This is a genomic window from Streptomyces sp. DSM 106670 (assembly GCF_055792845.1).
The window spans coordinates 3,557,077-3,581,148 of the sequence record NZ_CM147704.1; the positions used below are offsets into that span (position 1 = coordinate 3,557,077).

The 24,072-nt window shown below is 72.0% G+C and carries 18 protein-coding genes; 10 read left to right on the forward strand and 8 right to left on the reverse strand.

Translation table 11 applies throughout. The annotated features are described in order from the left end of the window. Positions 1-70: 70 nt before the first annotated feature. The 4 genes from ilvD to ACSMXR_RS15685 form a co-directional block, all read right to left on the reverse strand. A complete protein-coding gene (ilvD, locus tag ACSMXR_RS15670; protein WP_473172147.1) occupies positions 71-1,921 on the reverse strand; it encodes a dihydroxy-acid dehydratase in 1,851 nt (616 codons plus the stop codon). 146 nt (positions 1,922-2,067) lie between these two features. After that, a complete protein-coding gene (locus ACSMXR_RS15675) occupies positions 2,068-2,685 on the reverse strand; it encodes a TetR/AcrR family transcriptional regulator (protein ID WP_473172148.1) in 618 nt (205 codons plus the stop codon). Further along, positions 2,682-3,545, reverse strand: coding sequence for a sugar phosphate isomerase/epimerase family protein (locus ACSMXR_RS15680; RefSeq protein WP_103511589.1), 864 nt, complete (start codon positions 3,543-3,545; stop codon positions 2,682-2,684). The genes ACSMXR_RS15675 and ACSMXR_RS15680 overlap by 4 nt, the downstream gene beginning before the upstream one ends. Before the next feature lie 93 nt (positions 3,546-3,638). Beyond that, positions 3,639-4,589 carry a Ppx/GppA family phosphatase gene (locus tag ACSMXR_RS15685; protein ID WP_137234949.1) on the reverse strand — a complete coding sequence of 317 codons (951 nt, stop codon included), beginning with the start codon at positions 4,587-4,589 and terminating at the stop codon, positions 3,639-3,641. A 39-nt stretch (positions 4,590-4,628) separates the two neighbouring features. Between ACSMXR_RS15685 and ACSMXR_RS15690 the strand changes: the two genes are divergently transcribed. Beyond that, entirely contained in the window at positions 4,629-5,489 is an 861-nt protein-coding gene (locus ACSMXR_RS15690) for a DUF3109 family protein (RefSeq protein WP_137234950.1), read from the forward strand. 44 nt (positions 5,490-5,533) lie between these two features. On the opposite strand, the gene ACSMXR_RS15695 is transcribed toward ACSMXR_RS15690, so the two are convergent. After that, positions 5,534-7,423 carry a BACON domain-containing protein gene (locus ACSMXR_RS15695; protein ID WP_473172149.1) on the reverse strand — a complete coding sequence of 630 codons (1,890 nt, stop codon included), beginning with the start codon at positions 7,421-7,423 and terminating at the stop codon, positions 5,534-5,536. Between the two features lie 244 nt (positions 7,424-7,667). Here ACSMXR_RS15695 and radA point away from each other — a divergent pair, with 244 nt between their 5' ends. Both radA and disA read left to right on the forward strand, forming a co-directional pair. Continuing rightward, positions 7,668-9,089 carry a DNA repair protein RadA gene (gene radA / locus ACSMXR_RS15700; RefSeq protein ID WP_381911301.1) on the forward strand — a complete coding sequence of 474 codons (1,422 nt, stop codon included), beginning with the start codon at positions 7,668-7,670 and terminating at the stop codon, positions 9,087-9,089. Positions 9,090-9,169: 80 nt separating this feature from the next. Beyond that, the gene (gene disA / locus ACSMXR_RS15705; RefSeq protein WP_103508127.1) at positions 9,170-10,294 is read left to right on the forward strand and encodes a DNA integrity scanning diadenylate cyclase DisA; all 1,125 of its coding nucleotides are present in this window, start codon (positions 9,170-9,172) and stop codon (positions 10,292-10,294) included. Positions 10,295-10,458: 164 nt separating this feature from the next. Here disA and ACSMXR_RS15710 read toward each other — a convergent pair whose 3' ends face one another. Next, positions 10,459-11,211, reverse strand: a complete 753-nt coding sequence (locus tag ACSMXR_RS15710) for a hypothetical protein (protein ID WP_364887499.1) — start codon at positions 11,209-11,211, stop codon at positions 10,459-10,461. Between the two features lie 303 nt (positions 11,212-11,514). Here ACSMXR_RS15710 and ACSMXR_RS15715 point away from each other — a divergent pair, with 303 nt between their 5' ends. The 5 genes from ACSMXR_RS15715 (at position 11,515) to cseC (ending at position 16,223) form a co-directional block, all read left to right on the forward strand. Next, positions 11,515-12,429, forward strand: coding sequence for an HhH-GPD family protein (locus tag ACSMXR_RS15715; protein ID WP_137234953.1), 915 nt, complete (start codon positions 11,515-11,517; stop codon positions 12,427-12,429). A gap of 171 nt (positions 12,430-12,600) precedes the next feature. After that, positions 12,601-13,272, forward strand: coding sequence for a SigE family RNA polymerase sigma factor (locus tag ACSMXR_RS15720; protein WP_137234954.1), 672 nt, complete (start codon positions 12,601-12,603; stop codon positions 13,270-13,272). Between the two features lie 128 nt (positions 13,273-13,400). Further along, the gene (locus ACSMXR_RS15725) at positions 13,401-14,084 is read left to right on the forward strand and encodes a hypothetical protein (RefSeq protein WP_218526569.1); all 684 of its coding nucleotides are present in this window, start codon (positions 13,401-13,403) and stop codon (positions 14,082-14,084) included. Between the two features lie 80 nt (positions 14,085-14,164). Beyond that, positions 14,165-14,878, forward strand: a complete 714-nt coding sequence (cseB, locus tag ACSMXR_RS15730) for a two-component system response regulator CseB (protein ID WP_137234955.1) — start codon at positions 14,165-14,167, stop codon at positions 14,876-14,878. A 7-nt stretch (positions 14,879-14,885) separates the two neighbouring features. Next, positions 14,886-16,223 (forward strand): two-component system sensor histidine kinase CseC, encoded by a 1,338-nt coding sequence (cseC, locus tag ACSMXR_RS15735; protein ID WP_137234956.1) that lies wholly within the window; start codon positions 14,886-14,888, stop codon positions 16,221-16,223. 209 nt (positions 16,224-16,432) lie between these two features. On the opposite strand, the gene ACSMXR_RS15740 is transcribed toward cseC, so the two are convergent. After that, positions 16,433-17,149: a M23 family metallopeptidase gene (locus ACSMXR_RS15740; protein WP_030087870.1), complete on the reverse strand. Its 717-nt coding sequence runs from the start codon at positions 17,147-17,149 to the stop codon at positions 16,433-16,435. Positions 17,150-17,605: 456 nt separating this feature from the next. Here ACSMXR_RS15740 and ACSMXR_RS15745 point away from each other — a divergent pair, with 456 nt between their 5' ends. Both ACSMXR_RS15745 and ACSMXR_RS15750 read left to right on the forward strand, forming a co-directional pair. Next, positions 17,606-17,962 carry a trypco2 family protein gene (locus ACSMXR_RS15745; protein ID WP_218525935.1) on the forward strand — a complete coding sequence of 119 codons (357 nt, stop codon included), beginning with the start codon at positions 17,606-17,608 and terminating at the stop codon, positions 17,960-17,962. Continuing rightward, entirely contained in the window at positions 17,959-21,105 is a 3,147-nt protein-coding gene (locus ACSMXR_RS15750) for an NACHT domain-containing protein (RefSeq protein WP_473172150.1), read from the forward strand. Before ACSMXR_RS15745 ends, ACSMXR_RS15750 begins: the two co-directional genes overlap by 4 nt. A 43-nt stretch (positions 21,106-21,148) precedes the next feature. On the opposite strand, the gene ACSMXR_RS15755 is transcribed toward ACSMXR_RS15750, so the two are convergent. After that, on the reverse strand, positions 21,149-23,677 hold the full coding sequence (locus tag ACSMXR_RS15755) for an ATP-dependent Clp protease ATP-binding subunit (protein WP_030087877.1): 2,529 nt from the start codon (positions 23,675-23,677) through the stop codon (positions 21,149-21,151). Positions 23,678-24,072: the final 395 nt, after the last annotated feature.

The window sequence follows — 24,072 nt, forward strand, 5'->3', positions numbered from 1 at the left end:
GAGCCGCTGGGTGAGTCGGCGGAGGGGCTGAAAATAGGTCGCCCGGAGCCGCTCGCTGGGTGAGTCGGCGTCAGCCGAGCTTCGAGACGTCCCTGACCGCGCCGCGGTCCGCGCTCGTCGCCATCGCCGCGTAGGCGCGCAGCGCCGCCGACACCTTGCGGTCGCGGTTCTTCGGCGCGTACACGCCGTTCAGCGCCGCCCGGCGGGTGGCCAGTTCGGCGTCGTCGACGAGCAGTTCGATGGAGCGGTTCGGGATGTCGATCCGGATCCGGTCGCCGTCCTCGACGAGCGCGATGGTGCCGCCGGAGGCCGCCTCGGGCGAGGCGTGGCCGATGGAGAGGCCCGACGTACCGCCGGAGAAGCGGCCGTCGGTGACCAGCGCGCAGACCTTGCCCAGGCCCCGGCCCTTGAGGAACGAGGTGGGGTAGAGCATCTCCTGCATGCCGGGGCCGCCGCGCGGGCCCTCGTAACGGATGACGACGACGTCGCCCGGCTCGATCTCCTTGCGGAGGATCTTGTCGACGGCCTCGTCCTGCGACTCGCAGACGACGGCCGGGCCCTCGAAGGTCCAGATCGACTCGTCGACGCCGGCCGTCTTCACGACGCAGCCGTCCACGGCGAGGTTGCCCTTGAGGACGGCGAGGCCGCCGTCCTTGGAGTACGCGTGCTCGACGTCGCGGATGCAGCCGCCCGCCGCGTCCAGGTCGAGGGTGTCCCACCGCTCGGACTGCGAGAAGGCGGTCGCGGAGCGGACGCAGCCGGGGGCGGCGTGCCACAGCTCGACGGCCTCGGGGGACGGGGAGCCGCCGCGCACGTCCCAGTTCTTCAGCCACTCGGCGAGGGTGTCGGAGTGCACCGAGTGCACGTCCTCGTTGAGCAGGCCGCCGCGGTGGAGTTCGCCGAGGAGGGCGGGGATGCCGCCGGCGCGGTGGACGTCCTCCATGTAGTACGTACCGCCGGGGGCGACGTTGGGGGCGACCTTGGAGAGGCACGGGACCCGGCGCGAGACCTCGTTGATGTCGTCGAGGTTGTACGCCAGCTGCGCCTCCTCGGCGGCGGCCAGCAGGTGCAGGATCGTGTTGGTCGAGCCGCCCATGGCGATGTCCAGCGCCATCGCGTTGTCGAACGCGGCGCGGGTGCCGATGGAGCGCGGCAGGACCGTCTCGTCGTCCTGCTCGTAGTAGCGCCTGGTGATGTCGACGATCGTGCGGCCGGCGTCCTCGTACAGCGCCTTGCGGGCGGTGTGGGTGGCGAGGACGGAGCCGTTGCCGGGGAGGGAGAGGCCGAGGACCTCGGTCAGGCAGTTCATCGAGTTGGCGGTGAACATGCCGGAACAGCTGCCGCAGGTGGGGCAGGCGTTCTCCTCGATACGGAGGATGTCCTCGTCGGAGACGGACTCGTCGACCGCGTCGCTGATCGCGTTGACCAGGTCGAGTTTGCGGACCGTGCCGTCGACGAGGGTGGCTTTGCCGGCCTCCATCGGGCCGCCGGAGACGAAGACGGTCGGGATGTTGAGGCGCATGGCGGCCATCAGCATGCCCGGGGTGATCTTGTCGCAGTTGGAGATGCAGATCAGCGCGTCCGCGCAGTGCGCCTCGACCATGTACTCCACGGAGTCGGCGATCAGGTCGCGGGAGGGCAGGCTGTAGAGCATGCCGCCGTGGCCCATCGCGATGCCGTCGTCCACGGCGATCGTGTTGAACTCGCGCGGGACCGCGCCCGCCGCCAGGATCGCATCGGAGACGATCCGGCCGACCGGGGCGAGGTGGGTGTGGCCGGGGACGAACTCGGTGAACGAGTTGGCGACGGCGATGATCGGCTTGCCGATGTCCGCGCTCGCTACGCCCGACGCGCGCATAAGGGCGCGCGCGCCCGCCATGTTGCGTCCGTGGGTGACCGTGCGGGACCTCAGCTGGGGCATCGTCGCTCGCTCCTTCGGCAGGGGGACTGCCTCCGACAGTGAAAGAAAAGACTGCCTTCGAGCGTACGCCCCGGATCCAAGATCTGGACAGGCTGTCCGGAATACGGGACGTGGTGGTCGGTGGGTGGTCAGCCCTCCGCCCGGCTTCAGCCCTCGCCCAAGTATCGCTGGAGCGTGGGGGCGACCATCGCGACGATGTTCTCCGGGTCGGCGGAGGCGAGCGGCTCGGCGCGGACCACGTACCGCAGCATCGCGATGCCGAGCATGTGCGAGGCGGCCAGCTCGGCGCGGAAGGTCGGGTCCGGTACGTCCAGCTCGGCCGCGATCCGCTCCAGCAGCCGCCGCAGCACGAAGTCGCGCAGGACGTTCGCCGCCGCCTCGTGGGTGACCGCGGAACGCAGGATCGCCAGGAGGGGCGTACGGGTGCCGGGGTCCTCCCACACGGAGAGGAAGAAGCGCGCCAGCCGCTCCCCCAGGTGCTCCGGCGGGCCGCCGAGCACGGTGGGGATGACCAGGGCGGGTTCGAAGGTGACCTCGATGGCGGCGGCGAAGACCTCGTCCTTCGTACCGAAGTAGTGGTGGACGAGGGCCGCGTCGACCCCGGCGGCCTTGGCGATGCCCCGGATCGACGTCTTGTCGTAGCCGCGCTCGGCGAACTCCGTACGGGCCGCCTCCAGGATGCGCGTACGGGCGTCGGGGCCTTCGGACGCGGCCCGGCGGGAGGGGCGGCCCCGGCGGCGCGGGGCGGGTGCGTCCTCGGTCACGGGCGGCGGATCCCGGAGGTCGGGTCGGCCGCGGCGGTCGTGGCGGCCGGGTCGTCGGCGCCGGCGGTCGCGGAGGCCAGGTGGAGGCGGGTGAAGGCCAGCGCCTCCGCGAGATCGGCCTCGCGTTCGGCGGAGGACATCGCGCGACGGGTGTTGACCTCGATGACGACATGGCCGTCGAAGCCCGTACGGGCGAGGCGCTCCAGCAGTTCCGCGCACGGCTGGTCGCCCCGGCCGGGCACCAGGTGCTCGTCCTTGGCCGAGCCCTTGCCGTCGGCGAGGTGGACGTGGGCCAGCCGGTCGCCCATCCGGTCCACCATGGCGAGCGCCTCGGTGCGGGCGGTCGCGGTGTGCGAGAGGTCGACCGTGAAGTGCCGGTAGTCGTCGTTGGTGACGTCCCAGTCGGGGGCGTACGCGAGCATCTCGCGGTCCCGGTAGCGCCAGGGGTACATGTTCTCGACGGCGAACCGGACGTCCGTCTCGCCGGCCATCCGCCAGATCCCGGTCACGAAGTCACGGGCGTAGTTGCGCTGCCACCGGAACGGCGGATGCACCACGACGGTGGACGCCCCGAGCTTCTCGGCGGCGGCCTTCGCCCGCTGGAGCTTGACCCACGGGTCGGTGGACCAGACCCGCTGGGTGATCAGGAGGCAGGGGGCGTGCACCGCGAGTATCGGCACCTGGTGGTAGTCGGAGAGCCGGCGCAGGGCCTCGATGTCCTGGCTGACGGGGTCGGTCCAGACCATGACCTCGACGCCGTCGTACCCCAGGCGCGCGGCGATCTCGAAGGCCGTCGCGGTGGACTCGGGGTAGACCGAGGCCGTTGACAGGGCGACCTTCGCATCGGGGATGCGCACCACTGGTTCTGCCACCTGGACAGCGTACGGGCACCGGTGCGCCGCGCCGAGGGCTCCTGGCGGAAAGTGATCAGGGCCATGGGATCCGGAGGTGTGTCACCCGGGCAGCGCGGCCCGTTCCGCCGGGAGGTGGTCCAGGCGGCGCAGGATGACGCCCTCGCGCAGCGCCCACGGACAGATCTCCAGCTCCTCGACGCCGAACAGGTCCATCGCACCCTCGGCCACCAGCGCCCCGGCGAGCAGCTGGGCCGCCCGGCCCTCGGAGACTCCGGGGAGCCGGCCGCGCTCCTCGACGGTCATCGCCGCCAGTTTGGGCACCCAGTCCTCCAGCGCCTTGCGGCTCAGCGAGCGCTGGACGTACAGGCCCTCGGTGGAACGGGCGGCCCCGGCGATCCTGGCGAGCTGCTTGAAGGTCTTGGAGGTGGCGACGACGTGGTCGGGCCGGCCGGCCCGGGCGAACTCGCCGACCGTCCGCGCGATGCTGGCCCGTACATGCCGGCGCAACGCCCTGACCTGCTCGGGGCCAGCCGGGTCGTCCGGCAGCCAGGCGCCGGTGAGGCGGCCCGCGCCGAGCGGGAGGGAGACGGCGGTGTCGGGCTCCTCGTCGATGCCGAAGGCGATCTCCAGGGAGCCGCCGCCGATGTCCAGGACCAGCAGCTTGCCCGCCGACCAGCCGAACCAGCGGCGGGCGGCCAGGAAGGTCAGCCGGGCCTCCTCCTCACCGCTGAGTACGGCGAGGTCGACGCCGGTCTCCAGCCGTACGCGCTCCAGCACCACGTCCGCGTTGGTCGCCTCGCGCACCGCGGAGGTGGCGAAGGCGAGGACGTCCTCGCACCCCTTGTCCTCGGCCGCCTGGACCGCGTCGGCGATCGTCGCCACGAGCCGGTCCACGCCGAGCGGGCCGATCGCGCCGGTCTCGTCGAGGAGTTCGGCGAGCCGGAGCTCGGCCTTGTGCGAGTGCGCGGGCAGCGGGCGGGCGCCGGGGTGGGCGTCGACCACCAGCAGATGAACCGTGTTCGATCCCACGTCGAGGACTCCGAGTCTCATACGGGAACGCTACTGCGCCATGGGACTTACGCTGTCCGCGTGCCAAAGACGAAAAAGGCTAAGCAGGACAAAGCCACGAAGAAGCCGAAGTCGAACAAGCAGGCGTCACAGCCGGAGGCGAGCGGACCGGACCCGTCCGACGAGAAGGGCCTCGACTTCGCGCGGGCCTGGGTGGAGTTTCCCGACCCGGCGGACGACGAGCAGATCTTCCGCTGCGATCTGACCTGGCTGACCTCCCGGTGGACCTGCATCTTCGGCAGCGGCTGCCAGGGCATCCAGGCGGGCCGCGCGGACGACGGCTGCTGCACGCTGGGCGCGCACTTCTCCGACGAGGACGACGAGAAACGCGTCGCCGAGAACGTGGCGCGGCTCACGCCCGAGCTGTGGCAGTTCCACGACGTCGGTACGGAGACGGGCTGGGTCGGCGTCGACGAGGACGGCGAACGCCAGACGCGCCGCTGGGAGGGCTCCTGCATCTTCCAGAACCGGCCGGGGTTCGCCGCCGGGGCGGGCTGCTCGCTGCACATCTTGGCGCTGCGGGAGGGCAAGGAGCCCCTGGAGACCAAGCCGGACGTGTGCTGGCAACTGCCGGTGCGCAGGACGTACGACTGGATCGACCGGCCCGACGACACCCGGGTGCTCCAGGTGACGATCGGGGAGTACGACCGCCGGGGCTGGGGTCCGGGCGGCCACGATCTGCACTGGTGGTGCACCTCGGCCACCTCGGCGCACGGGGCCGGTGAACCGGTGTACGTGTCCTACCGCCCGGAGTTGATCGAGCTGATGGGCAAGGAGGGGTACGACCGGCTGGTCGAGCTGTGCGAGGAGCGGCTGTCCTCGCTGCTGCCGATGGCCCCGCACCCGGCGGACCCGCTTCCGGCGCCGAAGAAGAAGCGCTGAGGCGTACGTCCGGCGGCGGGGCGTGAGGGCCCCGCCGCGCTCCGTCAGCCCGTGGGGCCCGGGTCCGACGGGCCGGGGTCGGTCGGGGCCGGGTCCGTGGGGCCCGGGTCCGTCGGGTCGGTGGGGTCCGGGGTCGGTTCGGGCGGGTCCGTGGGGTCCGGCGGGTCGGTCGGGTCCGGCGGGTCCGTGGGGTCGGTCGGGCCGGGGTCGGTGGGCCCGGGATCGGTGGGGTCGGGGCCCGGATCGGTCGGGCCCGGGTCGGTGGGACCGGGGTCCGTGGTGCCCGGGTCCGTCGGGCGGGGCGAGTCCGTGCCGGGGCGCGTGGGGCGCGGGCCGCCCGTCGTCGGGGAGGTGACGCCCTTGCCCTCGATGAGCACGGCGGAGCCCGAGGGGGTCAGCGCGATCCGGGCCCGCCACGGCCCGCCCGGCTGCGCGTCCCGGATCACCGAGACCGCGATCGTGGTGGACTGCCCGGGCGCGAGCGTGCCGGACGTACGGCTGAGCCGCAGCCACGGGGCGTCGGTCGCCGCCGACCAGCTGACCGGTTCCCGGCCGGGGTTGGTCAGCGTGATCGTGGTGACGGCCCCGGAGGTCCGGGCCGTCACCGCCAGCCGGGCGTCGCCCTGCTGTGCGCCGCCGGTGCTGACGACCTCGGCGGTGACGTCCGGGACGCGGGCGCCGAAGCGGTCGCCGGGGCTGCCGTGGCCGGTGTTCTCGTACGGGTCGCCGCTCATCCCGCCGGCGCCGTCCACCTCCGTGGCGGTGACCGAGGTGCCGTCGTGGCCCTCGCCGGTCTGCGGCGCGCCCCGGTACGCGGCCCACAGGGCGATGACGGGGGCGGCGACCACCGTCGCGACGACCGTGGTGGTCACGACCCGGGCGCGCAGCCGGTCGCGGCGGGCGGCCTGGTCCTTGGGGTCGAGCGGGAATCCGGTCCGGTCGAAGCGCGGGCCCGCGGCGCGGGAGCGCTGGGCCTGGGCCATCGCGACGTACACGGAGGGGCGGGGGGCCTCCACGAGGGGCAGGGCGGCGACCGGGGCCAGGGCCGCGCCGGGCCAGGGGCCCGCGGCGTCGGCCCGCTCGGCGGCGCGGCGGCAGCGGGGGCAGTCGTCGACGTGCCGGACGAGCTCGCGGCGCAGGGCGGCGGAGAGCAGCACCTGGTGGTCGCCGGTGAGCCGGGCGACGGTGGGGCAGTTGCCCGCCTCGACGACGGCGAGGGCGGCGCGGGTGCGTTCCACCTCGCAGGCCGCGGCGGCCAGCAGCTCTCGGGCGGTGGCGGGCTCAAGACCGAGGACGGCGGCGACGGCGCGCGGGGTGAGCCGGTGGCGTACAGCCAGTTCGAGCGCTTCGCGCTGCTCCGGGGTGGTGCCCGCGGCCTCGGGCCAGGCGAGCGTGGCGAGCTCCCGGCGGCGGGCTTCGGCGGCCGGTGACTCGGCGGGGGCGGGGGTGGCGGCGTCCTCGGGGGTGGCGGGGGTCCGCGCGGAGGTGGCGGGCGGGGCGTGCTCCGGCGTGCGCCGGGCGGAACGCGCCCCCTTCCCGGTCCCGGGTGCCGTGGGCGTACCGGTCTCGGAGGCCTTGGCCGTACGGGGCGGCTTGACCGTTCCGGAGGGCTGGCGGTGGGCCTGGCGGCCGCGCTTGCGCTCGGTGAGGGTGCGCAGACAGGTCCACCGGGCCAGCGCGTACAGCCAGGATTTACGTTCCTCCTCGGCCGTGGGGCCCCGGGCGTCCTGCCGGTCCGCGATCGACAGGACGGCGCCGAGCGCCTCGGTGGCCGCGTCGTGGTCGCAGAGCACGGAGAGGCAGTAGGTGAACAGTCCGTCGAGATACGGCTCGTAACGTGCGGGCGGTCGCTGTGCCGGAGCGTGGGGGGCTCGGCGGTGCGCCCGGTGTGCGCCGGTGGTGTGCGTGGGGGTCTCCAGCCTGCTGCTCGTCACCCGGCGACCGTAGGCAAAGGAGCGCATGCCTCAAGTGCCCCTTGAGCACATTTAATCCTTACGGGTGAATGTATCCCTCGAAAGAGTCGTGAAAGAGGACAGAGATCATGGATTCGGGAGGGAGCGCCCAGGAGCACTCGGGAGTGCTTCCGTGCGCCCTGCGTGCGGACGGACAGCGCGCACCGACGACCGTGGCTCCGACCGTGCGGGCGGCGTTGTCGTACCCCACCTATACGGTGACGCCATGGCTGCCCGTACGAAATCCGCGAAGGACCGGCCGTCCTACCGCTGCACGGAATGCGGCTGGACCACCGCCAAATGGCTCGGCCGTTGCCCGGAGTGCCAGGCGTGGGGGACGGTCGAGGAGTTCGGCGGCGCGCCCGCCGTGCGCACCACCGCGGCGGGCCGGGTCTCCACGGCGGCCCTGCCGATCGGCCAGGTCGACAGCCGGCAGGCCACCGCCCGCTCGACCGGCGTCGGTGAGCTGGACCGGGTGCTCGGCGGCGGGCTCGTGCCGGGCGCGGTCGTGCTGCTGGCGGGCGAGCCGGGCGTCGGCAAGTCGACGCTGCTGCTGGACGTGGCGGCCAAGGCGGCGAGCGAGGACCACCGCACGCTCTATGTGACCGCCGAGGAGTCCGCGAGCCAGGTCCGGATGCGGGCCGACCGGATCAAGGCGATCAACGACCACCTCTACCTCGCGGCGGAGACCGATCTCTCCGCGGTGCTCGGCCATCTGGACGCGGTGAAGCCCTCGCTGCTCGTCCTGGACTCGGTGCAGACGGTCGCCTCGCCCGAGATCGACGGCGCGCCCGGCGGGATGGCCCAGGTCCGGGAGGTCGCCGGGGCGCTGATCCGGGCGTCCAAGGAGCGCGGGATGGCCACGCTGCTGGTCGGCCACGTCACGAAGGACGGCGCGATCGCCGGGCCCCGGCTGCTGGAGCACCTGGTCGACGTGGTGCTCTCCTTCGAGGGCGACCGGCACGCCCGGCTGCGGCTGGTGCGCGGCGTCAAGAATCGTTACGGGGCGACCGACGAGGTCGGCTGCTTCGAGCTGCACGACGAGGGCATCACCGGTCTCGCCGACCCCTCGGGCCTCTTCCTGACCCGCCGCGACGTGGCGGTGCCGGGCACCTGCCTCACCGTGACCCTGGAGGGCAAGCGGCCGCTGGTAGCCGAGGTGCAGGCGCTCACCGTCGACTCGCAGATCCCCTCGCCCCGGCGCACCACCTCCGGTCTGGAGACCTCCCGGGTGTCGATGATGCTCGCCGTGCTGGAGCAGCGCGGCCGGATCAGCGCGCTCGGCAAGCGGGACATCTACAGCGCGACGGTGGGCGGTGTGAAGCTCACCGAGCCCGCCGCCGACCTGGCGATCGCGCTCGCGCTGGCCAGTGCCGCCAGCGACACCCCGCTCCCGAAGAACCTGGTCGCGATCGGTGAGGTGGGGCTCGCGGGCGAGGTCAGGAGGGTCACCGGGGTCCAGCGGAGACTGGCCGAGGCCCACCGTCTGGGCTTCACCCACGCGCTCGTTCCGACCGATCCGGGGAAGGTCCCGGCCGGTATGAAGGTCACGGAAGTCGCCGACATGGGCGATGCTCTGCGGGTCCTCCCGCGCCGGTCTCGTCAAGAGGCGCCGCAGCCTCGTCAGGAAGACAACGCGCGCCGGTAGACTTTGCCCTGGTCTCGCCCGCCCGTGGACACGGCATGGGGGACGCAAGGGCACCGCAAACCTGTGACCGGAGGAGTGCAGTGGCAGCCAACGACCGGGCGACGACGCCCGGAAAGTCCGGCCAAGGCACCGGTAACGAGGCGCTGATGCGCGCCTCGTTGAGCGCGGTCGCGCCCGGAATGGCCCTGCGGGACGGCCTGGAGCGCATTCTCCGCGGCAATACCGGTGGCCTGATCGTGCTGGGCATGGACAAGACCGTCGAGTCGATGTGTACCGGCGGATTCGTGCTGGACGTGGAGTTCACGGCGACGCGCCTGCGCGAGCTGTGCAAGCTCGACGGGGCGCTGATCCTGGACAAGGACATGACCAAGATCCTGCGGGCCGGGGTGCAGCTGGTCCCGGACGCCTCGATCCACACGGAGGAGACGGGCACCCGTCACCGTACGGCGGACCGGGTCTCCAAGGCGTGCGGCTTCCCCGTCGTCTCGGTCTCCCAGTCGATGCGGCTGATCGCGCTGTACGTGGACGGGGAACGGCGGGTCCTGGAGGAGTCCTCCGCGATCCTGTCCCGGGCCAACCAGGCGCTCGCCACGCTGGAGCGGTACAAGCTCCGCCTCGACGAGGTGGCGGGCACGCTGTCCGCGCTGGAGATCGAGGACCTGGTCACCGTCCGGGACGTGACGGCGGTGGCGCAGCGGCTTGAGATGGTGCGGCGGATCGCGACGGAGATCGCGGAGTACGTGGTCGAGCTCGGCACCGACGGGCGGCTCCTCTCGCTCCAGCTGGACGAGCTGATCGCGGGGGTGGAGCCGGAGCGGGAGCTGGTGGTCCGGGATTACGTCCCCGAGCCGACGGCGAAACGGTCGCGCACGGTGGCCGAGGCGCTGACCGAGCTGGACTCCCTGAGCCACACGGAGCTGCTGGAGCTGCCGGTGGTGGCGCGGGCACTGGGCTACAGCGGCTCGCCGGAGACGCTGGACTCCGCGGTGTCGCCGCGGGGATTCCGGCTGCTGGCGAAGGTGCCGCGGCTGCCGGGGGCGATCATCGAGCGGCTGGTGGAGCATTTCGGTGGCCTCCAGAAGCTGCTGGCGGCCAGCGTGGACGATCTCCAGACGGTGGACGGGGTGGGCGAGGCCCGGGCCCGGAGTGTCCGCGAGGGGCTGTCGCGGCTGGCGGAGTCGTCGATCCTGGAACGCTACGTCTGACCCTTCAAGCCCGTCCGGCGTTTGAGGACGGAACCCCGGGCCACGGCAGAGCTTGCCCATACGGGCTGGCCCGAACCCGTAGGCGCTTCGCTCGTCCACGTCGACGGTTCCGTCCTCAAACGCCGGACGGGCTGGGGTGGGCGGCGGGCGGGCTGGGTAGCGGGTCAGTCCTTGGCGAGGACGAAGGAGGCTCGTTGGACCGGCTCGCCGGGGGCCTTCGCCTCCAGGAGGTACGTTCCCGGCCCCGCCTTCCCCGCCGGCGGCGTCGCACACCCGGGCGCCGACAACGTACGGTTCCAGTCCACCGTGTGGATCACCGTCGCCCCCGCCGGCACCTTCAGGAACAGCGGACCGGCCGCGGCGGGACAGTCCTTCGAGGACCAGATCGGGTCGTCGTCCTCGCCCCCCGCCTCGGTGACCGTGAGCACCGCGTTCTTCGGCCCGAAGTCGGCCTTGCACGTGGTCGACGAGGTGTTCTTCGCGATCAGTTCGAACTTCGGCCGGTCGTCGGGCCCGTAACTGACCTTCGTCCGCAGGCTCAACTGCACCGCGGCCGGCTTGCAGTCGGGGAGCGAGGAGCCGGCCGGAACCTGCTGGCCCGCCGTGCCGCCGCCGCCCGAACCGGCCGTACCCGTACCCGACGAGCCGCCTGCACCCGTATCCGTACCGCCGGTTGACGAGCCGTCGGACGAACCGCCGTCGCCCGAGCCGCCCGAACCGCCCGAGGACTCACCCGGACCGCCGGAGCCGTCCTCATCGCCCGACTCGTCGCGCCCGCCCGGCTGTTGGCTGATCGCGGGGCCGGAGCTCGAAGGACCGGGGTCGATCGACTTGGCCGGGCCGGAGCCGCCGGACTTGCCGTCGTCCCGGCTGCCCCCGCCGCCGCCTCCGGACGTCACCGCCCAGGCGATCAGCACGGCGAGCAGCGCAACCAGAAGTCCCGCTACCGCCCTTCGTCGCCAGTAGATGCTGGAGGGAAGCGGACCGACCGGATTGCGCATAGATCCCACGGTCCGAACTCTACGAGAGTTCTGGGCCGTCTCCGGCCCCACCCGCCGCTCCGGTCACAAGTTTTGCCGATCATCATCACGGGAACCGGCCCACGAGACGGTCACAGGGGACAGAACGGGTGGCGTTGCCACCTCCTGGACCGCCGCACAGGGCGACACCCCCGCGCCCGTGACGCCCACCCCGTCTTCCGTGCCAGGATCGTCAGTGCCATGACTGCCATGACTTCCACTTCACCCCAGACGCCCCCCGCCGCCGCCTCCCTCCACACCCCCGTCATCGGGTGGTTCGAGCAGCATGCCCGCGATCTGCCCTGGCGCCGCCCCGAAGCGGGCGCCTGGGGCGTGATGGTCAGCGAGTTCATGCTGCAGCAGACCCCGGTGAGCCGGGTCCTCCCGGTGTACGAACAGTGGCTCGCCCGCTGGCCCCGCCCCGCCGACCTGGCCGCCGAGGCGCCCGGGGAGGCGGTCCGCGCCTGGGGCCGGCTCGGCTACCCGCGCCGTGCGCTGCGCCTGCACGGGGCCGCGCAGGCGATAACGGAACGGCACGGCGGCGATGTGCCGAGCGAGCACGCCCAGCTGCTGGCGCTGCCCGGGATCGGCGAGTACACGGCGGCGGCCGTGGCCTCGTTCGCGTACGGGCAACGGCACGCGGTGCTCGACACGAACGTCCGCCGGGTGTTCGCCCGCGCCGCGTCCGGCGTCCAGTACCCGCCGAACGCGACCACGGCCGCCGAGCGCAAGCTCGCGCGGGCGCTGCTGCCCGAGGAGGACGAGCGGGCGGCGCGCTGGGCGGCGGCCACGATGGAGCTGGGCGCGCTCGTGTGCACCGCGCGCAACGAGGACTGCGACCGCTGCCCGATCGCCTCGCGGTGTGCCTGGCGGCTGGCCGGGAAGCCCGCGCACCAGGGGCCGCCGCGCAAGGGCCAGACGTACGCCGGTACCGACCGCCAGGTGCGCGGGCGGCTGCTGGCGGTGTTGCGGGACGCGCTGAACCCGGTGCCGCAGGCCGCGCTGGACGCGGTGTGGCAGGAGCCGGTGCAGCGCGCCCGGGCGCTGGACGGGCTGGTGGCGGACGGGCTCGTCGAGCCGCTGGCCGACGGCCGGTACCGGCTGCCGCTGACCTGACCCGACCTGACCTGACCGACGTTCCCGGGGCCCGCCCCACCCCGCTGTTACACAACCGATGGGCAGCCGTGCACCGGCCTACGGCTGCTCCGCACATCGCCGTGACAACGCCTCCGTAGCGTCTCCGACAGCAGTGACCACGGGGAAACATCGGGGACGGAGGCGGTTGTCATGGCGCAGGGCGAGGTGCTCGCGTTCGAGGACTACGTACGCACACGGCAGGAGGCGCTGCTGCGCAGCGCGCGCCGTCTGGTTCCCGACCCCGTGGACGCCCAGGACCTGCTGCAGACCGCCCTGGTCCGCACCTACGGCCGCTGGGACGGCATCGCCGACAAGTCGCTGGCCGACGCCTATCTGCGCCGCGTCATGATCAACACCCGTACGGAGTGGTGGCGGGCGCGCAAACTCGAAGAGGTGCCGACCGAGCAGCTGCCCGACGCGAGCGTCGAGGACGGCAGCGAGCAGCGCGCCGACCGCGCCCTCCTGATGGACATTCTGGGCATTCTGGCTCCCAAGCAGCGCAGCGTCGTCGTGCTGCGACACTGGGAGCAGATGAGCACGGAGGAGACGGCCGCGGCGCTCGGCATGTCGGCCGGTACGGTCAAGAGCACGCTGCACCGGGCGCTGGCGCGACTGCGCCAGGAGCTGGAGAGCCGCGAGCTGGACAGCCGCGAGGCGGTCGCCCGGGAGACCGGGAGCCACCGGAGCGCGGCGCCGGTCGCCTCCGCCCGTGTCCCCGCCCAGCGGTCGCCGGTCACGTCGGTGCGGGGGGCGAGGGCACACACATCGGCGCAGCGGAACGGGCGTCACGACGAGCGGGGGATGGAGCGGTGCGCGGCCTGAGCGGCAGCAGCAGCGGCGGGGACGGATTCGGGCACGGCTTCGGGGGCGGTTCCCCGGCAGGCCCCGGCGGCCCGGACGACGGCGACAACCCGGGCAGACCGGGCCGGAGCCGGGGCTTCCGGGCCGGTATGGCGGCGAGTGGCACGGCCTTGGCCGGACTCGCCGCCTTCGGGCTGTTCTGCGTCGGCTGCTCCACGGGCGGCACCGGCACCCGGGACGAGGGCCCCGCCGGCAGTCAGCCGGTCGCCCAGATCACTCCGCAGGCCAGCCCTTCCGGCACGACCCCACCCGTCCGGCGGGTCGACGCCGTACGGCTCCTCCAGGGCGACCCCAAGGTGGGCGAGCAGGTCCGGGAGGGGCTCAGGCCCTGCGCGGGCAAGGCCTATCCGGTCGACACCTCCTACGGGTCGCTGACCGGCGGCCCGTCCGCCGACGTGGTCGTCAACGTGATGAGCTGCGCCGACTCGGTGAGCGTCGGGACGTACGTCTACCGGGCGGACGACGAGGGCTCGTACAAGAACGTCTTCTCGGCCGAGGTCCCCGCCGTCTACGGCACGATCGACCGGGGCGACCTGGTGGTGACGACCCAGGTCTACGGGTCGAAGGATCCGCTGTCGTCCCCCTCCGGCTCGGAGGTGGTCACCTACCGTTGGGCGAGCGACCGCTTCACCGAGCACGACCGGGTCCACAACGACTTCAGCCGTGCCGTCGAGGGCGCGGACGGTGATCTGCCCGTGCAGTCGGAGCCGGTGGATCCGGTGGAACCGGAACCGGTTCCCTCGGACGGACCGGTGAAGCCGGACAGGAACTGACACACGGCGGCACCGACCCCGGGCAGGAACGAAGCCGCGCCGGGGGAACCGGGCAGGAACGGAAAGCGAGAAGCAGCCCCATGGCCGAGACCCACGTCCTCTTCGTCGAGGACGACGACGTCATCCGCGAGGCCACCCAGCTCGCCCTGGAGCGGGTCGGCTTCACGGTCACCGCGATGCCCGACGGGCTCTCCGGTCTGGAGGCGTTCCGCGCCGACCGGCCGGACATCGCCCTGCTCGACGTCATGGTGCCGGGACTGGACGGGGTGAGCCTGTGCCGCCGCATCCGGGACGAGTCGACCGTACCGGTGATCATGCTCTCCGCCCGGGCCGACTCGATCGACGTGGTGCTCGGCCTGGAGGCCGGGGCCGACGACTACGTCACCAAGCCCTTCGACGGCGCGGTCCTGGTCGCCCGCATCCGGGCGGTGCTGCGCCGCTTCGGCCACGCGGCCGGACCGGACGGCCCGGGCCAGGGCGGTACGGAGGAGGGCGCCGAGGCGCTCGGCGGGGTGCTGGTCTTCGGCGATCTGGAGGTCGACACCGACGGTATGGAGGTGCGGCGCGCCGGTGAGCAGGTGGCGCTGACGCCCACCGAGATGCGGCTGCTGCTGGAGTTCTCGTCGGCGCCGGGCACCGTGCTGTCCCGCGACAAGCTCCTGGAGCGGGTCTGGGACTACGGCTGGGGCGGTGACACCCGGGTCGTGGACGTCCACGTCCAGCGGCTGCGCACCAAGATCGGCCAGGACCGGATCGACACGGTCCGCGGCTTCGGCTACAAGCTGCGCGGCTGAGGCGCAGATGAAGCGACTGGCCCTGCGGACCGGTGTCCGCTGGAAGATCAGCATCGCCATCGCGGCGGTCGGCGCGCTCATCGCGGTGGCGCTGAGCCTCGTGGTGCACAACGCGGCCCGCGTCTCGATGATCGAGAACGCCCGCGAGGTGCAGCTGGAGCGGCTGCTGGGCGCCCAGCGCTTCTACGAGGCGACGAGCATGCAGCGGGGCGGGCCGAAGTTCGGGGCGAAGCTGAACGACCCGTCGATCCCGCGGAGCCTGCGCGACGAGGTCCGCAAGAACCGCCGGGCCACCCATGTGACGCAGGGTTCCGACGGGGTTCCCGAGGTCTGGGCGGCGGTGCCGCTGGCCAACGGCGACGTGCTTTCGCTGCACACCCGGTTCGCGGACCGCTCCGCCACGATCATGGACGACCTGGACCGGGCCCTGATCATCGGCTCGGTCTCGGTGGTCTTCGGCGGCTGCGCGCTCGGGGTGCTCATCGGCGGCCAGCTCTCCCGGCGGCTGCGCAAGGCGGCGGCCGCGGCGGGCCGGGTCGCCCAGGGGCAGACGGACGTACGGGTCAGGGAGGCGGTCGGCGGCGTCGTGCGCGACGAGACCGACGAGCTGGCGCGGGCGGTCGACGCGCTGACCGACGCGCTGAACGAGCGGATCGAGGCGGAGCGCCGGGTCACCGCGGACATCGCCCATGAGCTGCGTACCCCGGTGACCGGGCTGCTCACGGCGGCCGAGCTGCTGCCGCCGGGCCGCCCCACCGAGCTGGTACGGGACCGGGCCCAGGCGATGCGCACGCTGGTCGAGGACGTACTGGAGGTGGCCCGCCTGGACAGTGCGTCGGAGCGGGCGGAGCTCCAGGAGCTGCCGCTCGGCGAGTTCGTCAGCCGCCGGATCGGGCTGCTGAACCCCGATGTGACCGTACGGGTGATCCATGAGTCGTGGGTCTCCACCGATCCGCGCCGGCTGGAGCGCATCCTCGGCAATCTGCTCGGGAACGCCGCCAAGCACGGCTCCACCCCGGTGGAGGTCACGGTCGAGGGCCGGGTGGTACGGGTCCGCGATCACGGTCCGGGGTTCCCTGAGGAGCTGCTGCGGGACGGGCCGAGCCGGTTCCGTACGGGCTCCATGGACCGGGCCGGGCACGGGCACGGGCTCGGGCTGACGATCGCGGCGGGCCAGGCGCGGGTGCTGGGGGCCCGGCTGACCTTCCGCAACGCGGCTCCCTCGGGTGCGGCGGAGGGCACGGGCGGGGCGATCGCGGTGCTGTGGCTGCCGGAGCACGCGCCGACGGTGACGGGGAGCTTCCCGGTGCTGCGGATGGCGGACCAGCGGCAGCCGTCGGACTGAGCGGCGCCGTGCCCCCGCGGCGGAACGCCGACGGCGACCCCGAGGAGTGAGCCGTGAGGCTGTCCTCGACGTCGCCGTCGGACGGGTGACCCGGGCGCACGCCCCGGGTACCGGGGTGTAACGGGTCCACTGACACTTTTCGGTTGTGCTGCGCGGCCGGCCGGTCGCCGGCTGACGCCGGGCGGGGCCGCGCGGTTACGCCGGCCGGATCAGATGGAGACGTGCACCGAGCGGAGGAACGCGGCCGGGTTCAGCGCCGAGCCGTAGTTCGGGGTGGTGCGGATCTCGAAGTGCAGGTGCGGGCCGCTGGAGTTTCCGGTGTTGCCGGACAGGGCGATCTTCTGGCCCGTCTTCACGTGCTGGCCGATCTTCACGTTGACCTTCGACAGGTGCGCGTACTGCGAGTACTTGCCGTTGGAGTGCTTGATCACGACGGCGTTGCCGTACGCGGGGCCGTCGCCGGCGCCGTTCGGGCCGGCCTTCACGACGGTGCCGGTGTGGGCGGCCGTGACCGTGGTGCCGATCGGCACGGCGAAGTCCTGGCCGGAGTGCTTGGCGGCCCAGCGGGCGCCACCGGTGCCGTAGCTGGCGGTCAGCGTGTACTTCTTGACCGGGGTCTTCCAGGAGGCGGCGTTCTTCTTCGCGGCCTTCTTCTTGTCCTCGGCCTTCTTCTTCGCGTCGGAGGCCTTCTTCGCGGCCGCCTTCTTGGCCGCGTCGGCGGCCTTGCCCTGCGCGGTCGCCTGGGCGGCGACGGAGTTGGCGGTGGTGTTCGCGGCAAGGGGAGCCGCAGCGGCCTCGGTGCCGCTGGAGGCGAACGCCGTTCCGGCACCCAGCACCACGGACGCCCCCAGGCCGGCGGCCAGGACGGCGCCACGGACGCGGAAGGCGGACGGGCGGATGGTGTGCTGGTTCGTTGCGCGCTTCATACGAGGAAGTCCTCCGAAGGTGAGTGGACCCGGCGTGCTGTCCGGGCTTGCTCCACCTTGGTAACCCGCACCCCCGCCGGGGCTCAAACCCCCCATCTACGAAGAAAAGCCGTAGAGGGGGCCGGGGGAATTCGCCGCGGTTGTCCCCTTACGGGGAGGCGGCGCGGGCCACGAAATCCTTCGCGCGAAAGACGTTTAACGCCTGTTCCGTGGGCTCTTTTCCGGACATGGCACCGCGAAACGGTCGTATCGCCCAAAACCTCGAAAGGGCCTGCCGACGCCGGGCCGAAGGTCCCGCGGCGGATCATGGCGCCTTCTACGGCCCCGGGTAGTAGGCCTGTTTCGGGCTGTGCGCCTTGTCACCGCCGGTGGGACCTAAGTCCTTCCGATTCGGGACCTTCGGCCCGCTACTTCACTACGCTGACGGGAAAGCGGCACCGCACCCCGGGGGACCCCATGACGGCCGAGAACACCCACGCGCTGGACGGCATCGAGCTCGCCGATGCCGTCGCGTCCATCCGCAACCAGCTCATCGACGCGGCGACCCGGGCCACGGACCACCCCGTCTCCTTCGCGGTCGGCGACATCCAGATGGAGTTCACCCTCGAACTGCGCCGGGAGGCCAGGGCGGGCGGCAAGGTGAAGGCCTGGGTGGTCGAGGCGGGCGCGGACGCCGCCCGCACCACGGGCCGCACGCACAAGGTGGCCTTCACCCTGACCCCGCGCAACGCGGCGACGGGCGAGGCGTGGGAGATCGGGACGGAGGACGACGGGTCGACGGCGGGGTTCGGTGACGGGGCCTCCCGTACATGAGCCTGCCCGTCGTCCACCCCGCCGACCGTACGGTGGTCGTCTCCGCGATCCAGCAGGGCAGTGGCGTCCTGCTCACCGACCGGCTGGTCCTGACCTGCGCCCATGTGGTCAAGTCCGGATCCGTCCTGATCGCCCACCCGGGCGTCTCCGACCGTGTACGGGCGACCGTCGCCTGGATCGACTACCGCCTGGACGTGGCCCTGCTGGAGGCCGTCGAGCCGGTGCGGCCGGTCCCGCCCGTACGGCTCGGCGTGGTCGACACCCGCCAGGCCATACCCGACTGCGAGATCACCGGCTTCCCGCGCGTCCAGCGCTACGGCCGCGACCAGCGCCTGGAGGCCGACCAGTACACGGCGACGGTCCTGCCCCTGGCGGGCCGGGTCCGCGACCTGCTGGTCTGCGATCTCGACGGCCCGCCCGCGGCCCGCCCGGACGACGAGCCGGCCGCCCTGTCCGGGCTCTCCGGCGGCCCGGTCTTCATGGGGGACGTGCTGCTGGGCGTCGCCCGGCAGGTGCCGCAGCAGCGCGACGGCCGCCGGGTCGAGTGCGTCCCGCTCGCCCCGGTCCTGGCGGCGAACCCCTTCCGCCTCGTCTGCCGGCGGGCCGGGGTCGACCTGCGCGAGGAACGCGTCCACGGCAGCTTCCCGCGCGACCTGCGGTACGAGGCGGAGTACGCGCAGGCGCTCGGCGTCGCCTACCGCCGAACCAAGATCTTCGGCCTGGACGAGCTGAGCCGCCACGACCGGGAATGGGACCTGGACACCGCCTACCTCAGCCTGGAGGCCCAGGCCCAGGACCGGGCCGCCCCGGGCCCGCCCCTCCCCCGGCGCATCGACGACCTCCTCGCCGACCGCCCCCGGGTGCTGCTCCGGGGCGACGCAGGCGCGGGCAAGACGACGCTGCTGTGGTGGCTGGCCGCCCATGCCTCGGCCCGCACCCTGAGCGACGCGCTGGCCCCGCTGAACGGCCTGATCCCCTTCATGGTGCCGCTGCGCACCCTGAGGGCTCGTGGGGGTACGTTCCCGGGCCCGGCCGAACTGTCGGGTGCGGCGGGACTGGTGGTCGACACGGCCCCGGAGGGCTGGGCGGGCCGGGTCCTGGAGTCGGGCCGGGCGTTGCTGCTGGTGGACGGCCTGGACGAGGTGCCGCCGGAGGAACGCGAGCAGGCGCACACCTGGCTCTCGCAGCTGCTGGCCCGCTATCCGGAGACCCGGTGCGTCGTGACCGTACGGCCGCTCGCCGTCGAGACGGACTGGCTGCGCTCCGAGGACTTCGCGGAGTTACGCCTCCTGCCGATGCGGAACGAGGACATCCAGGCGTTCGTGGCCTCCTGGCACCGGGCGGCCCGGCTGTCGGAGGAGGACGACGCCGAGCGGCTGGACGAGCTGGCACGCGATCTGTCCCGCCAGTTCGACCAGAACGACACGCTCCGTGACCTGGCCCGTACGCCGCTGCTCTGCGCGGTGATCTGCGCCCTGCACCGCCGCCGTGACGGCTTCCTCCCGGAGACCCGCTGGAAGCTGTACCGCTCGGCTCTGGAGATGCTGCTGGGCCACCGCGACCACCGCCGCCGGATCGGGGACCCCGAGGGCGTCGAGCTGGATGTCGAGGAACACACGCAGCTGCTCCAGCGCATCGCGGTGTGGCTGGTCCGCGAGGGGCAGTCGGAGTTCACCCGGGACCAGGCACTGCGCCAGATCGGCCGCGCCCTGGCGGGGATGGAACGGGTCAGGGCCCAGGGGCCGCCCGAGCAGATCCTCACCCATCTCCTCAACCGCAGCGGACTGCTCCAGGAGCACGGGGACGACACCTACCAGTTCATCCACCGGACCTTCCAGGACTACCTGGCCGCGAAGGAGTTCGTCGAGGACGAGCACCTGGGCGAACTGCTGCGGCACGTGGACGAGGAGGCCTGGGAGGACGTGATCCTGCTGGCGGCCGGTCACTGCGGACGACGCGAACTGGCCGTGCTCGTAGGCGGGTTGCTGGACGTGGGGCTGCGGCACGAGGAGGGCACGCTCGACCGCATGGGCGTCCACCTGATGGCTGCCCTGTGTGCGCAGCACGCGGCGTGGCTGGAGCGGACCGTACAGGACCGGGTCCGGCAGTCCGTGGCCGCGCTGTTCCCGCCGACGGACGAGATCCGGGCCGGCCTCCTGGCCTGGATGGGGGAAGCCGCGCTGGAGTTCCTGCCGGAGGCCGGAAGCCTGCCCCGCGACGCGCCGTCGGTGCGCTTCACGGTCAAGCTGCTGGGCCTGATCGGCGGCCGGGCCGCCGTCCCGCACGCCCGCGCGTGGGCCCGGGAGTATCCGGAACTGGGCCTGGAGTTCGCCGCCCACTGGGACAGCTTCCCGCTGGAGGCGTACGTGTCCGAGGTGCTGGAGTCCTGTTCGCTCGCGGGGGGCTTCGTGGCGGTCTCCCGCAGGCACATCAGGTATCTGCCGCGCCTGACGGACATCGACCAGCTCGTGCTACGGGACAGCCTGTCGGAGGCGGAATTGGTGACGGCCGTGGCGGGACACCGGCTCACCGGGCTCGCGTTCGCCGACAACGACCTGCTCACCGGCCTCGGCAGGCTGGCTTCCGCCGTGCCGGACCTGGATTTCCTTCATTTCACGAGATGCTCCGCCATCGAGGACTTCGCGCCTCTCGCGGACCTCCCCGGGCTGGAGAGCTTCAGCCTCCGCCTCTGCGGGACGGCCCGGCTCGACGAACTGCCGGCCCTTCCCCGCGTCCTCTTCCTGGGTCTGGAAGAGGACCGCCCGGTGACGCTGCGCGGGCTGGCGTCCTGGAAGCAGCTCACCTCGCTCGCCGTCTCCCGGCTCGCCTCGTTCGCCGATGCCGCCGCGGAGCTGCGGGACCACGGGGGCATCCTGGTGCTCAGGCTCGCCGACCCCCCGTCGGCGGCCGACTGTGCGGCCCTGGCCCCGCTCCCCTCGGTCGAACGCCTCGTGCTCGACACCCATGGGGACACGGAGGATCTGCTGCTCCTGCAGCGGCTTTTCCCTTCGCTCCGGACGCTTGAGCTGAAATCCGGAGCCGGGTGCCCGGCGGGCGGCCTCGAAGCGCTGCACCGCAACTGGCCGGAGCTTGAGGTCACCGTGACCGCCGACGGAAAAGGGGCTGCCCCGGACCGGCCGTGAAGCCGATTCCGGGGCAGCCCCTCAGTGGTGCGCTACGTGCGCGTCACGCGTCCTTCGTGAGGTTCGGGCCGGCGCCGCCTGCCGCCTGCTCGATCGGGGGGACGTCGGGCAGAGCCGACTTCTCCTCGCCCCGGAAGGTGAACGTCTTGTCGTCACCCTCGCCCTCGGTGCCCACGACCACGATGTGACCGGGACGCAGCTCACCGAAGAGGATCTTCTCGGAGAGGATGTCCTCGATCTGCCGCTGGATCGTCCGGCGCAGCGGCCGGGCGCCCATCACGGGGTCGTAGCCCTTCTTGGCGAGGAGCGTCTTGGCCTCGGCGCTGAGCTCGATGCCCATGTCGCGGTCCTTGAGACGCTCGTCGACCTTGGCGAGCATGAGGTCGACGATCTGGATGATGTCTTCCTCGGTCAGCTGGTGGAAGACCACCGTGTCGTCGACACGGTTGAGGAATTCCGGCCGGAAGTGCTGCTTGAGCTCTTCGTTGACCTTGACCTTCATGCGCTCGTAGTTCGTCTTGACGTCGCCCTGGGCGGCGAAGCCCAGGTTGAAGCCCTTCGAGATGTCCCGGGTCCCGAGGTTGGTCGTCATGATGATGACCGTGTTCTTGAAGTCCACGACCCGACCCTGGGAGTCGGTCAGGCGACCGTCCTCCAGAATCTGGAGCAGGGAATTGAAGATATCGGGGTGGGCCTTCTCGACCTCGTCGAAGAGGACGACGGAGAACGGCTTGCGGCGCACCTTCTCGGTGAGCTGGCCGCCCTCCTCGTAGCCCACGTAACCGGGGGGCGAACCGAAGAGGCGGGAAACCGTGTGCTTCTCGCTGAACTCCGACATGTCGAGGGAGATCAGCGCGTCCTCGTCGCCGAAGAGGAATTCGGCGAGCGTCTTGGAGAGCTCGGTCTTACCGACACCGGACGGGCCGGCGAAGATGAACGAGCCACCCGGGCGCTTCGGGTCCTTCAGGCCGGCTCGCGTACGGCGGATCGCCTGCGAAAGGGCCTTGATGGCGTCCTTCTGCCCGATGACGCGCTTGTGGAGCTCGTCCTCCATGCGCAGCAGACGGGAGGACTCCTCCTCCGTCAGCTTGAAGACCGGGATTCCGGTGGCCGTGGCCAGGACTTCGGCGATGAGCTCGCCGTCGACCTCGGCGACGACGTCCATGTCGCCGGCCTTCCATTCCTTCTCCCGCTTGGCCTTCGCCGCCAGCAGCTGCTTCTCCTTGTCGCGGAGCGAGGCTGCCTTCTCGAAGTCCTGGGAGTCGATGGCCGACTCCTTGTCCCGGCGGACACCGGCGATCTTCTCGTCGAACTCGCGGAGGTCCGGCGGCGCGGTCATCCGGCGGATGCGCATCCGGGAACCGGCCTCGTCGATCAGGTCGATCGCCTTGTCCGGCAGGAAGCGGTCCGAGATGTACCGGTCGGCCAGGGTCGCGGCCTGGACGAGGGCCTCGTCCGTGATGGAGACCCGGTGGTGGGCCTCGTAACGGTCGCGCAGCCCCTTGAGGATCTCGATGGTGTGCGGCAGCGACGGCTCCGCGACCTGGATGGGCTGGAAGCGGCGCTCAAGAGCGGCGTCCTTCTCCAGGTGCTTGCGGTACTCGTCGAGCGTGGTGGCGCCGATGGTCTGGAGCTCACCGCGCGCCAGCATGGGCTTCAGGATCGAAGCCGCGTCGATGGCGCCTTCCGCGGCACCCGCACCGACCAGCGTGTGGAGCTCGTCGATGAACAGGATGATGTCGCCGCGGGTGCGGATCTCCTTGAGGACCTTCTTCAGGCGCTCCTCGAAGTCACCCCGGTACCGCGAACCGGCGACCAGGGCGCCGAGGTCCAGGGTGTAGAGGTGCTTGTCCTTGAGGGTCTCGGGCACCTCGCCCTTGACGATCGCCTGGGCCAGGCCCTCGACGACCGCCGTCTTGCCGACGCCGGGCTCGCCGATGAGGACCGGGTTGTTCTTGGTCCGGCGGGACAGCACCTGCATGACCCGCTCGATCTCCTTCTCGCGCCCGATGACCGGGTCGAGCTTGGATTCACGAGCGGCCTGGGTGAGATTCCGGCCGAACTGGTCGAGCACCAGGGACGTGGAGGGCGTGCCCTCGGCGGGACCGCCTGCGGTGGCCGCCTCCTTGCCGCCCGAGTACCCGGAAAGCAGCTGGATGACCTGCTGCCGGACCCGGTTCAGGTCGGCGCCCAGCTTCACGAGGACCTGGGCCGCGACGCCCTCGCCCTCGCGGATCAGGCCGAGCAGGATGTGCTCGGTGCCGATGTAGTTGTGGCCCAGCTGAAGGGCCTCGCGGAGCGACAGCTCCAGGACCTTCTTGGCTCGCGGGGTGAAGGGGATGTGCCCGGAAGGAGCCTGCTGCCCCTGCCCGATGATCTCCTCCACCTGCTGGCGGACCGCCTCGAGCGAAATCCCGAGGCTCTCCAGGGCCTTAGCGGCGACACCCTCACCCTCGTGGATCAGGCCCAGGAGGATGTGCTCGGTGCCGATGTAGTTGTGGTTGAGCATCCGGGCTTCTTCCTGAGCCAGGACGACAACCCGCCGCGCGCGGTCGGTGAACCTCTCGAACATCGTTAATCGCTCCTCAGAGCGGTCGGTCAGTGAGGGGTCGGTCCCCTCCCAGTCCTTCCGCATGCTAGTCCCGCAGGACGGGACAGCTCATTCCAACTGCCGACATCCGTCCGGATCACCCCGCGCCGGGCGGGGATTCTTACTGCCGAACAGCTGACAACTGCTCCAACCCGATGGTGCGAGACGATGTTCCCGCAGGCCAGGCAGATACCCCTTTCGCCAGTACGCCGATGGCGAACGTGAGACGCCTCGGCCAGCGTGTCGCCCCTTCCCACTAGGAAAGTCTTACCCGCAATCACTGACAGTCCATGCGGCGCGCCCCGGTTCCCTCCGCTACGGGCGAACATCCTTGCGCTGCTGAATGCTCTCGCGCGCCCCCGCGGGCGGTACACAGG